The sequence below is a fragment of the Winogradskyella sp. PC-19 genome (assembly GCF_002163855.1).
Taxonomy (GTDB): Bacteria; Bacteroidota; Bacteroidia; order Flavobacteriales; family Flavobacteriaceae; genus Winogradskyella.
The window spans coordinates 415,720-428,093 of sequence record NZ_CP019332.1; the positions used below are offsets into that span (position 1 = coordinate 415,720).

10 protein-coding genes are annotated in these 12,374 nt (G+C 34.3%); 6 read left to right on the forward strand and 4 right to left on the reverse strand.

Going from position 1 to position 12,374, the window contains the following annotated elements:
* Positions 1 to 36: 36 nt before the first annotated feature.
* A protein-coding gene (gene prfB / locus BTO05_RS01960) for a peptide chain release factor 2 (RefSeq protein WP_157662512.1) occupies positions 37 to 1,138 on the reverse strand; the annotation gives its coding sequence in 2 pieces (ribosomal slippage) (positions 37 to 1,074 and positions 1,076 to 1,138; 1,101 coding nt in all).
* 106 nt (positions 1,139 to 1,244) lie between these two features.
* Between prfB and BTO05_RS01965 the strand changes: the two genes are divergently transcribed.
* Together BTO05_RS01965 and BTO05_RS01970 are read left to right on the forward strand one after the other, a co-directional pair.
* Positions 1,245 to 3,659, forward strand: a complete 2,415-nt coding sequence (locus tag BTO05_RS01965; RefSeq protein ID WP_087491044.1) for a zinc-dependent metalloprotease — start codon at positions 1,245 to 1,247, stop codon at positions 3,657 to 3,659.
* On the forward strand, positions 3,659 to 4,678 hold the full coding sequence (locus BTO05_RS01970) for a threonine aldolase family protein (protein ID WP_087491045.1): 1,020 nt from the start codon (positions 3,659 to 3,661) through the stop codon (positions 4,676 to 4,678). The genes BTO05_RS01965 and BTO05_RS01970 overlap by 1 nt, the downstream gene beginning before the upstream one ends.
* 117 nt (positions 4,679 to 4,795) lie before the next feature.
* Here BTO05_RS01970 and BTO05_RS01975 read toward each other — a convergent pair whose 3' ends face one another.
* Positions 4,796 to 5,107 carry a YbaB/EbfC family nucleoid-associated protein gene (locus BTO05_RS01975; RefSeq protein WP_087491046.1) on the reverse strand — a complete coding sequence of 104 codons (312 nt, stop codon included), beginning with the start codon at positions 5,105 to 5,107 and terminating at the stop codon, positions 4,796 to 4,798.
* Positions 5,108 to 5,186: 79 nt separating this feature from the next.
* On the opposite strand from BTO05_RS01975, the gene BTO05_RS01980 reads away from it, so the two are divergent.
* The 3 genes from BTO05_RS01980 (at position 5,187) to BTO05_RS01990 (ending at position 9,821) form a co-directional block, all read left to right on the forward strand.
* Positions 5,187 to 7,247: a S9 family peptidase gene (locus BTO05_RS01980; RefSeq protein WP_087491047.1), complete on the forward strand. Its 2,061-nt coding sequence runs from the start codon at positions 5,187 to 5,189 to the stop codon at positions 7,245 to 7,247.
* A 72-nt stretch (positions 7,248 to 7,319) separates the two neighbouring features.
* Entirely contained in the window at positions 7,320 to 8,357 is a 1,038-nt protein-coding gene (locus tag BTO05_RS01985; protein ID WP_087491048.1) for a PLP-dependent cysteine synthase family protein, read from the forward strand.
* A gap of 204 nt (positions 8,358 to 8,561) precedes the next feature.
* Positions 8,562 to 9,821, forward strand: coding sequence for an aminotransferase class I/II-fold pyridoxal phosphate-dependent enzyme (locus BTO05_RS01990; protein WP_087491049.1), 1,260 nt, complete (start codon positions 8,562 to 8,564; stop codon positions 9,819 to 9,821).
* A 51-nt stretch (positions 9,822 to 9,872) separates the two neighbouring features.
* Here BTO05_RS01990 and BTO05_RS01995 read toward each other — a convergent pair whose 3' ends face one another.
* The gene (locus tag BTO05_RS01995; protein ID WP_087491050.1) at positions 9,873 to 10,991 is read right to left on the reverse strand and encodes a GNAT family N-acetyltransferase; all 1,119 of its coding nucleotides are present in this window, start codon (positions 10,989 to 10,991) and stop codon (positions 9,873 to 9,875) included.
* 8 nt (positions 10,992 to 10,999) lie between these two features.
* Positions 11,000 to 11,971: a transporter gene (locus BTO05_RS02000; RefSeq protein ID WP_087491051.1), complete on the reverse strand. Its 972-nt coding sequence runs from the start codon at positions 11,969 to 11,971 to the stop codon at positions 11,000 to 11,002.
* A gap of 105 nt (positions 11,972 to 12,076) precedes the next feature.
* On the opposite strand from BTO05_RS02000, the gene BTO05_RS02005 reads away from it, so the two are divergent.
* Entirely contained in the window at positions 12,077 to 12,358 is a 282-nt protein-coding gene (locus BTO05_RS02005) for a DUF4834 family protein (protein WP_087491052.1), read from the forward strand.
* Positions 12,359 to 12,374: the final 16 nt, after the last annotated feature.

Below are 12,374 nucleotides of genomic sequence, written 5' to 3' on the forward strand. Positions count from 1 at the left end.
TGAATCTTCGATTTCAGTATCTATTCAATATAACAATTACTGTGCCGTATCTTTTTGTCCCATCATCATCAGATATTCTTTTAAAAACGGTTCAATAGCTCCATCCATAACGGCGTCTATATTCCCTGTTTCATGACCAGAGCGTACGTCTTTAACTAGTTTGTATGGGTGCATCACATAGTTTCTTATTTGACTTCCCCATTCAATTTTCATTTTTCCAGCCTCAATGTCATCACGCTGTGACATTTGTTTTTTTAATTCTATCTCGTATAATTGAGATTTAAGCATTTGTAAAGCTCGCGCACGATTATCATGTTGCGAGCGTGTCTCTGAACATTGAATTTGAATACCAGAAGGCTTATGCAATAACTGTACTTTAGTCTCAACTTTATTTACATTTTGTCCACCAGCACCACTTGAACGTGCTGTTGTTATCTCCAAGTCCGAAGGATTGATTTCTATTTCAATAGAATCATCTACTAAAGGGTACACATATACCGATGCAAAACTAGTATGACGTTTAGCGTTACTATCAAAAGGTGAAATACGCACCAAACGGTGCACTCCATTTTCGCCTTTGAGCCAACCAAAGGCATAATCGCCTTCAATCTCTAAAGTCACTGTTTTTATACCAGCAACATCTCCGTCTTGTAAGTTTAGTTCTTTTATTTTAAAACCACTCTTTTCGGCATACATCATGTACATACGCATGAGCATCGCTGCCCAGTCGCAACTTTCTGTACCGCCAGCACCAGCTGTAATCTGTAAAACAGCACTCAAACTGTCACCTTCTTCTGAAAGCATATTTTTGAATTCTAGTTTCTCGATTGCATTTATGGATTTTACGTACCGAGCTTCAACGTTTGCCATTGGCGCTTCGTCTTCTTTGAAAAATTCATAAATAACTTCTAAATCTTCATAAAGTGTAGCTGCAGCTTCGTAATCATTAATCCAACTTTTTTTCTCTCTAAGGGATTTCATGACCGATTCAGCTTTTTTTGAGTCGTTCCAAAAATTGGGGTCAAAAGTTTGCTCTTCTTCGTTAGCTATTTCGATGCGTTTGGCATCTAAGTCAAAGATACTGTCTCAGTGCGTCGAGACGGGAATTAAGGTTTTTTATCTGGTCAGATGTAATCATTAAAACTTGAATTTATGCAAATATAAGATGATGGCTTAAAGTGTTGTTATTTTTGAATAGAATTTTTAGAAATTCCGTAGTTTTATGTCGCTTAAAAAAACCAACTATGAAATCTATACTTCGTATTATTATTTTATTACTTTTCTCCGCTAATACTCAAGCACAAGTACTTAATAAGAAAGGCCTCAAAACTTACGATGGTTATTTTAACTTTTATTACGAAGAATCTTCTGATAAAATTTACCTCAAGGTAGAGAAGCTAAATGAGGAATTTCTATATATTAATTCATTAGCATCCGGAGTTGGTAGTAATGACATAGGTTTAGATAGAGGTCAGTTAGGAAATGAACGTGTTGTTTATTTTCAAAAAGCAGGAAATAAGTTACTATTAGTGCAACCTAATTTAAAATTTAGAGCAAATACGGATAATGCTCTAGAAAAGAAAAGTATTGAGCAAGCTTTTGCCAAATCTGTACTTTTTGGTTTTAAAATTGCCGAGCAAAAAGACGGACACTATATTATAGATTTCACACCATTTTTAATGCAAGACGCACATGGTGTTTCAGGTCGATTAAAAAGTAGAAGAGAAGGTGCTTACAAAATAGATACATCCAAAAGTGCTTTAGCTTTAGAACGTACCAAGGCTTTTCCAAAAAATGTAGAGTTTGAAGCTTTATTAACTTTTAAAGGTACTCCAACTGGTAGAAACCTTAGAAGTGTAACACCAACGGCATCCTTGGTGAGCGTAACGCAGCACCATTCTTTTATAGAATTACCAGATGATAATTATAAGCCAAGGCCTTTTGATACGCGTAGTGGAGCAATTTCTATGAGTTATATGGATTATGCAACACCAATTCAAGAGGATATTAGGAAGCGCTTTGTTGTACGTCATCGCTTAGAAAAGAAAAATCCAGAAGCTAAAGTAAGTGAAGCTGTAGAACCAATTATATATTACTTAGACCCAGGAACTCCAGAACCAGTGCGTTCTGCTTTACTAGAAGGTGCACGTTGGTGGAACCAAGCATACGAAGCTATTGGTTTTAAAGATGCTTTTCAAGTTAAAATGTTACCTGGTGATGCTGACCCAATGGACTGTCGCTACAACGTTATTCAATGGGTACATCGTAGTACTCGAGGCTGGAGTTATGGTGGTAGTGTTGTTGACCCAAGAACTGGTGAAATCATTAAAGGTCATGTAAGTTTAGGAAGTTTACGTATTCGTCAAGATTTTATGATAGCACAAGCGTTAATGAATAAACCTTTTGCTGAAAGTGACGATAATTATCAGCCGATGTTAGATATGGCTCTAGCACGTATACGCCAACTAAGTGCCCATGAAGTCGGGCATACGATTGGTTTTGCTCATAATTTTGCAGCTAGCGCAAATAACCGTGCTTCGGTCATGGATTATCCACATCCACAGATTGAATTAAAAAACGGGAATATAGATTTTAGTAATGCATATGCTACTGGAATTGGTGATTGGGATAAAGTTACCATTGCTTATAGTTATTCAGAGTTTGATAATACTAAAAACGAAAAAGAAGAACTGAATAAAATATTAAAGGCAGCAACTTTTGCTGGGCACCGTTTTATTTCAGATTCTGATGCAAGAGCTGCTGGAGGTGCACATGCTACTGCCCATCTTTGGGATAATGGCAAAACAGCAGCTGAAGGTTTAGAAGATATTTTAGCATTACGTAAACAAGCAATTAAAAACTTCTCTAAAGATAATATTAAGAGTTATGAGCCATATTCGGTTTTAGAAGACGTTTTTGTGCCCTTGTATTTTTACCATCGCTACCAAACAGAAGCGGCAACTAAAGTTATTGGTGGTCTAGATTATAATTATGCAGTAAAAGATGGTGGTGATTTTACAACTAAGCCAATTGATGCAAAGCAACAGCGTGAGACATTAGATGTACTTTTAAAAACGTTAGATGCTCAAAACTTAGCGATACCAAAAGATAAATTAGAATTATTTCCGCCAAGGGCTTTTGGTTATAGTAGAAGTCGAGAATCCTTTAGAGGAAAAACAGGAGTAGCTTTTGACCCATTTAGTGCTGCAAATACTGCTAGTGATATGATGTTAAAGTTTCTATTGAATCCACAACGTGCTAATCGATTGGTTTTACAGAAGAGTTTGGATGAAGAGCAATTAGGATTCAAAGATGTTTTAAATACAGTTATTAAGAACACTTTAGGAAACAAATCTAATATTGCTTATCATCAAGAAATACAACATCAAATAAATAATAATGTTTTAAAATACTTGATGAATTTAGCGGTAAGTGACCAATCGTATTTTCAAGTTAAAGCATACGCAAACCATACAATACAAACTTTTTTAAGTCAATTAATGCGTGATTCTGTTTTAACTTCAGAAAAAATTCAATATCAAAGAATGATTAATGAATTTGATAAACAACCAGAAAAATTCAAGTTAGAAGCATCACCGAAAATCCCAGATGGCTCACCAATTGGAAGTGATATTTGTAATTATAATCCTGCAAACTAATGATAATAGACCTACGTAGCGACACCGTAACAAAACCAACAAAAGGCATGCTAGATGCTATGCTCAATGCAGAAGTTGGTGATGACGTATATAAAGAAGACCCAAGCATTAACGCCTTAGAGCAACGTTTGGCAGATATGTTTGGCATGGATGAAGCCTTATTTTTCCCAACTGGAAGTATGGCAAATCAAGCCGCATTAAAATTACATACAAATCCAGGCGAGCAAGTTATTTGCGATAAATATGCACATATCTATAATTATGAAGGTGGCGGCGCATCGTTTAACAGTGGCATCTCTTGTAAATTGGTTGATGGACATCGCGGTATGTTTACGGCCGAACAAGCTGAAGCCTCTATTAATCCACCAGATTTTTACCATAGTCCATTAACGTCTTTAATAGCCGTAGAAAACACAACAAATAAAGGTGGTGGTGCATGTTGGGATTTTGAAGAATTAAAAAAATTACGGGAAGTCGCTTCTAATCATGGTTTAGGCTATCATTTAGATGGCGCACGTTTATGGAATGCACTTATTAAAACAGGTCAAACTCCAAAAAAGTATGGTGGATTATTTGATACCATTTCTATATGCCTTAGTAAAGGATTAGGTTGTCCAATGGGTTCTGTTTTAATAGGAAATAGTGATTTGATGAAAGGTGCAATCAGAGTTCGTAAAATATTAGGTGGTGGTATGCGACAAGTCGGTTTTGCAGCTGCTGCAGGTTTATATGCTTTGGATAATCATTTTGAACGCTTAGCGGAAGACCATAAAAAAGCAATAGAAATAGGAGAAGTGTTATCAAAGAATGAGTCGATAGAAAAAGTAGAACCTATAGAAACTAATATCATCATTTTCGAACTTAAATCTCACGTAGATGAAGCAGTATTTTTAAATACACTAAACGAAAAAGGTATACAAATTATTGGGATGGGTAGTAATAAGCTACGTATGGTGACGCATTTGGATTATACGGATGAGATGCATGAGCGCGTTTTGGAAATTATTTCAAATTTATAAACACAAACTGTCATTCTGAGAGAAACGAAGAATCTATTTTCTAATAATTTAGATTCTTCACTACGTTCTGAATGACAGTTATCAGTTTTCCCTTCTGGGGAATTAAAGGAAGCTTTTTTATAACCCAGGAATATTAGGCATACCTTCTTTAGCTACTGCTGCTAACTCAGTTTCATTAACTGTTGTAGCGCGTTCTATAGCTTTATTCAACGTAAGAATTAAATAATCTTCAAGCATCTCTTTGTCAGTTAATAACTCTTCGTCAATTTCTAAGGATTTTATAGTTCTATTAGCTGTAATGGTAACCTTAAGTTTTCCATCATTACTGGCTTCATCTAATAATACTGTATGTAAACGTTCTTTAGTTTTTTCAACTTTTTTCTGAGCTTCCTTCAGTTTATTCATCATACCCATCATATCTCCAAACATAATCTTTCGATTTAAAATTTATACGTTGCAAAATTAGTAAATTGCGACTCTTATTTAGTTTAAAATTATATTAAATTCTATGCATAAATCCTCAATATTAAATCCCCCAAAAGCTAAAAAAATTCATAAAGAACTTGAAGCTCATGCAGACGTAAGGATTGACAATTATTTTTGGATGAATAATCGAGAAGATGACGAAGTGATTAAGCATCTAAATGCCGAAAATGACTATTGTGATGCTATGCTAGCACATACAAAAGATTTTCAGACCAATTTATTTGAAGAGATGAAAGGTAGAATTAAAGAAGATGACTCTTCTGTACCTTACAAATACAACGGTTATTGGTATATCACAAAATTTGAAACTGGTAAAAATTACCCAATTTATACCCGTAAAAAAGAAACACTCGAGGCAGAGGAAGAATTACTGTTTGATTGCAATATAATGGCCGAAGGTCAGAGTTACTTTAAACTGGTTGGTATTTCAATTAGTCCAGATAATAAGAAGGTTTCATTTGGTTTAGATGTTACAGGTCGACGTAATTATACAATCTATATTAAGGATTTAACTACCGATAAACTAGAGAGTGATAAAATCGAGCACACAACTGGTTCATCGAGTTGGGCAAACGATAATAAGACTTTATTCTACACAAAGAAGGATGAAAAAACTTTAAGAGCGTTTCAGATTTACAAGCACAGATTAGGAGAAATTGTAGATGAGTTGGTTTTTGAAGAAGGTGATGACACTTTTGGAGTGGCTGTTTACAAATCAAAATCTAGAAAATATATAATTATAGCGAGTTACAGTACTCTAACAAATGAGTATCACGTTCTAAATGCCGACACACCTGAAGATAAATTCAAGGTTTTTAGCCCAAGAGTTCGTGGACTGGAATACAGTATTGCACATTACAATGGCGATTTTTATATTCTTACTAATAAGGATAAAGCGGTTAATTTTAAATTAATGAAAACTCCTGAAACTTCTACTTCAGTAGATAGTTGGGAAGAAGTCATCGCGCACAGAAGTGATACTTTAATAGAAGGTATAGATATTTTTAAAGACTATTTAGTAGTCAGTGAACGTAATAACGGGCTTAATCTGATAAGAATTATACGTTGGGATAAAAGTGAAGACTATTATTTGCCTTTTGAGTCAGAGACATATACCTGCTATACTGGTACTAATGTAGACTTTGATACCGAAATTTTACGCTATGGTTATAATTCTATGACAACTCCAGCTTCTATAGTCGAAGTTAATATGCGTACAAAAGCAAAAAAAGTATTAAAAGAGCAGGAGGTTTTAGGCGGAAAGTTTAATAAAGACAATTATATCGAAGAACGTCTATGGGCAACTGCCGATGATGGCACAAAAGTCCCCATGTCAGTTGTTTATCGAAAAGGGCTAAAAAAAGACGGGAATAATCCGTTGCTACAATACTCATACGGATCATATGGCTCAACCGTTGATCCTTATTTTTCCACAATAAGATTAACACTATTAGACCGTGGTTTTGTTTACGTAATTGCTCACATAAGAGGTGGTGAATATCTAGGAAGAAATTGGTATGAAGACGGTAAATTATTAAATAAAAAAAATACGTTTACTGATTTTATTGCCTGCTCTATTCATCTAATCAAAGAGCGTTACACATCATCTCAGCATTTATATGCGATGGGCGGAAGTGCCGGAGGTTTGCTTATGGGAGCAATAATTAACGAAGCTCCAGAACTGTATAATGGTGTTATTGCTGCTGTACCATTTGTAGATGTAGTAACTACAATGTTAGACGATTCTATTCCACTTACAACAGGTGAGTATGACGAATGGGGTAATCCTAATGACAAACTATATTATCAGTATATGAAAAGTTATTCGCCATATGATAATATCCAACCAAAATCATACCCAAATATGCTAGTAACGGCTGGTTTAAATGACTCACAAGTACAGTTTTGGGAACCAGCGAAATGGGTTGCGAAATTAAGAGAAATAAAAACTGATTCAAATATGTTACTTCTGAAGACAAATATGGATGCTGGTCATGGAGGTGCATCAGGACGTTTTGATTCGTTAAAAGAAGACGCTGAGGAGTTTGCGTTTCTGTTAGACCTCGAAGGTATTACCTCTTAATTAAAAAAAAAAGTATTAGTTTTGCACCGTTTTGGATTACAATTTTTATATTGATAATCGTAAATATTTAATATGACAAAAAGTAAACACGTTTACGAAAACGTACTTCAGCTTATAGGAAGTACACCTTTAATAAAATTAAACAAGGTTACAGAAGGCTTTGACGGCAATTTCTTTGCTAAAGTAGAAGCTTTTAATCCTGGCCACTCTTCAAAAGATAGAATTGCATTGCATATTATCGAAGAAGCAGAGCGTCAAGGTGTTTTAAAGCCTGGTGATACCATCATTGAAACAACTTCTGGTAATACAGGGTTTAGTATTGCTATGGTAAGTATCATTAAAGGTTATGAGTGTATTTTAGCTGTAAGTTCAAAATCGTCTCCTGATAAAATTGATATGCTTAAATCAATGGGAGCTAAGGTGTATGTCTGTCCAGCTCATGTTAAGGCAGATGACCCAAGGTCATATTATGAAGTAGCTAAGCGCTTGCATTCAGAAATAAAAGGTTCTGTGTATATTAATCAGTATTTTAATGCTTTAAATACAGAAGCACATTATATAACCACTGGCCCAGAAATCTGGGAACAAACTGAAGGGAAAATAACCCATTTAGTAGCTTGTAGTGGAACAGGAGGCACAATTTCAGGTATTGCTAGATTCTTAAAAGAACAAAACCCTGATGTGAATATCATTGGTGTTGATGCTTATGGTTCGGTACTTAAAAAGTATCATGAAACTCGTGAGTTTGATGACAAAGAGATTTATCCTTACCGTATTGAAGGTTTAGGTAAAAACTTAATTCCAACAGCAACTGATTTTGATGCTATCGATAAGTTTGAAAAAGTAACTGACGAAGAAAGTGCTCATTCTGCTCGAGAGATATCAGCAAAAGAAGGACTTTTTGTAGGCTACACTAGTGGTGCTGCGTTACAAGCTATAAAGCAATTAAGTGAAAAAGGAGAGTTTAAACCAAATGATAATATCGTTGTTGTTTTTCCTGATCATGGTTCTCGTTATATGAGTAAAGTCTATAATGACAAGTGGATGGAAGACCAAGGCTTTTTTGATACACAAACAGAAATGCAAGCTGCAATTGAATATGTAAAATAATTATTTTTCAAATAATAAAGATTAAAACCACTGAAGAAATTCGGTGGTTTTTTGTTTAAAACTTAGTGAATATAAAGGCTAAATAAATTATGCATTCATAATATTATTACCTAATTTTGCCGAGTTAAGCTAAACTAATTTAACATAATTTGAAATTGGATTTCCTCTAAAAATTCAATTTACAATACGTTCGAAAGAGATAGTATGAAGGATTTATTTGAAAAAATTTACAAAGACAAAGGACCATTGGGGAAATGGGCTTCTCAAGCAGAAGGTTATTTTGTATTCCCAAAACTTGAAGGTCAAATCTCTAACCGCATGACATTCCAAGGCAAAGAAGTAATTACTTGGAGTATTAATGATTACTTAGGTCTTGCTAATCACCCTGAAGTTCGTAAAGTTGATGCTGAAGCTGCGACAGAGTATGGTTCTGCTTATCCAATGGGAGCTCGTATGATGTCAGGTCATACAGAGATGCATGAACAACTTCAAAATGAATTAGCAGAATTTGTAAATAAAGAATCAGCTTATTTATTAAACTTTGGCTACCAAGGTATCATGTCTACTATTGATGCTTTAGTTGGTAAAGACGATATTATAGTTTATGATGTAGATGCACATGCTTGTATTATTGATGGTGTTCGTTTACATATGGGTAAACGTTTTACATATAAACACAACGACGTTGAAAGTTTAGAGAAAAACTTAGAGCGTGCTACAAAAATGGCAGAACAAACTGGTGGAGGAATATTGGTTATTTCTGAAGGAGTTTTTGGTATGCGTGGTGAGCAAGGTCGTTTAAAAGAAATTGTAGAGTTAAAGAAAAAATTTAATTTCAGATTTCTAGTTGATGATGCTCACGGTTTTGGAACTTTAGGAGCAACAGGAGCAGGAGCAGGAGAAGAACAAGGTGTACAAGACGATATAGACGTATATTTTGCAACATTCGCAAAGTCGATGGCTAGTACAGGTGCTTTTATTGCTGGAGATAAAGAAATAATAGATTATTTAAAATATAACTTACGTTCTCAAATGTTTGCAAAATCATTGCAAATGACATTAACCAAAGGCGCATTAAAGCGTTTGGATATGTTGAGAACAATGCCAGAGTTAAAACAGAATCTTTGGAAGATTGTTGATGCATTACAGTCTGGTTTAAAAACACGTGGTTTTGATATTGGAACAACCCAAAGTTGTGTAACACCTGTATATTTAAAAGGTAGTATTCCTGAGGCAATGGCTTTGGTAAGAGATTTAAGAGAAAATCACGGAATCTTCTGTTCTATAGTGGTTTATCCTGTGATACCTAGAGGATTAATTCTACTAAGAATGATTCCTACAGCTACACATACTTTAGAAGATGTAGAATTGACTTTAGATGCTTTTGATGCGATTAGAGAGCGATTAGATAACGGAACTTACAAGCGTATGTCAGCAGCTTTGATTGCGGCCATGGGAGAATAATTTCTGTAAATATTACACACAAAAAAAGCTACCAATTATAGGTAGCTTTTTTTATAGGTTTTTCTTAAAGGTCTTCCTACGTTTATAAACTTCTGGCTCAAAGTGTTTCCATATTTTGTGTATGGCTTCATTATCTTCCAATTCTGGAGTTCTATAGCAGTATTGAATTCCTTTTGCTGTAAAGGTTTCGTACATTTCATTAAATAAAACAGCGTGCACACCTTTATTTTGATAATCTGGATGAATACCTATTAAATAGAAAATAACATCCTTACTACGCTTCTTAGCATTTAAAATATGTCTAAAACCAAAAGGGAAGAGTTTGCCATTTGCTTTTTGTAAAGCTTCAGCAAAACGTGGCATTACAATAGCAAAACCAACGAGTTTATCTTCGGAATCGATAACAAATTTTATATATTCTGGATTAACAAAACTGATAAATTTCTTTTTAAAATATTCTTTTTGTATATCTGTGATTTCAACAAAGGACGATAAAGACGCATAACTCTCATTAAACAAATCAAACATGCGGTCTGCGTAGGGCATAACTTCAGTTGTCTTTGTGAAGTTCAGTTCTTTTAATTTATAGCGACGTTTAATTAAGTTCTGTGCTTTGTAGAAAAATTCAGGTTTTACGTTTTCAAAAGGAAAACGGCTTTCGGAGTATTGTTTTTCAATTGCAAAGCCATGTGCGACATAATGTTCAACATAATATGGATGATTGTACCAAGTAATCATTGGGCTAATACTGTCAAAGCCTTCGGTCATAACTCCAACTTTGTCAAGATTTGAGAAACCTACAGGTCCTTCAGTGTATTCTAATTTATACTCTTTGCCTATATCAGAAACCTTACTTAATAATGCTTTGCTAACTTCTAAATCGTCAATAAAATCAAACCATCCAAAACGCATTTTTCTAATGCCCTGATTTTTTATTTCAAGCCAATTTACAATAGCAGCAATTCGACCAACTATCTCACCGTTTTTGTAAGCTAAAAAGAATCTAGCATCAGCATCGTTAAAAACAGGATTTTCTGATTTATCAAAAGTCTTGAGTTCCTCGCTAATAATAGGAGGAACCCAATATTTGGAATTTTTATAAAGTTTAAAAGGAAATTTTACAAATTGCTTTAACTCCTTTTTCGAAATCGCTTCTTTAATTTCAATCATGTAGTAAATTATAAATTATCAGAATCGAAATCCGTTTTCTTTTTACGCTTTTTCTTTCGCTTAGACGTGTCGACTTTATCTTCGACTTTTCCGCCATTGTCGATTTCTTTGTCTTTATGCCAGTCTAAACGATACGAAGCACCAAAAGCAATGTTAAATACTGATGGCGTGTCTTTGGTGTTAAAAGCAATGTTTGTGTCTAACTGAAAATTTTTAGTCCATAAATAGGCGCCACCAACTCTAAAAATATTATCTGCATAAAAGTCACTTTTTATACCTTGGTGTTCACCAAAAAGAACCCATTGGTCAGAAAATGAATGTGTTAGTGTTAGTATATACTGAAAATCTGAAAACTCAGAGCCAATACGGTCTTTCAGAAAATTCATAACAAAAACCCATCCGCCAGCAAAGTTGTTTTGTGTTGCCACCATTATTTTTGGGCTAAACCCTTCGACATCTGGTGCCGTAAATGGATTATTTTTAGTATCAAAATTTGCACCTGCATATACAGATACAGCAGGAATTAAAGATTTCCATTTAAATTTTCTGTTTGCATGATAACTGTAAATATTGGGCTTATCTTCTTCAGCATTTTTATATGGGTCATAAACCAAGTATTTGGCTCCTATAGTCAAGTTTCTAAAATTAGATCTTTTATCTTCAAAAGGAATTGCCGATGTGTTGCTTGTGAAGTTGTCATTTTGGAATACACCTTCGATATTAATTTCTAATTCTTCAAAAAGTAATCCAAATCGAGCAGCAAAGTCAACTCCAAAACCTGAAACTTCGTAATTTAGAGGATTGTGCTCTTCTTTTATCGTAAAGCCTCCTAGTTCAAACTGTAAAACATTAGTACCTACAGAAAAAGCGGCTTTGGAAACACCAGGTCTGTTTGAGTTAATAACATCTGTGTATTGGGCAAAAATTGTAGTTGTCGTAAAGAGGAAGACAATAGCAAAATATGATTTAATGTGTTGCATTGTGTATAGGTTAGTCTTCAAATATAGATATTTTATACTTTTTTTAGGGAATAATAACGGATTATAAATGACGTTAATTGTATTTTTGAAGTATATTAAAATTTTATGATTTACACCTTATCAGTTGTGGGAGTAGCAAGAACACTTATTTGGATTATCGCTATTTACTTTATTGTAAAGATTTTGTCACGTCTTTTTGCACCCTTTTTGATGAAATATGCAGCAAAAAAAATGGAGCAACGTTTTGGGGAACAATTTAATACGCAACAGCAATCACAAAAGCCTAAGCAAAAAGAAGGTGAAACGGTGATTGATAAAATGCCTTCAAACTCAAACAGTTCTAATAAAAAAGTTGGAGAATATATCGATTACGAAGAAATTGATTAATTTTCAGCTTAATTTA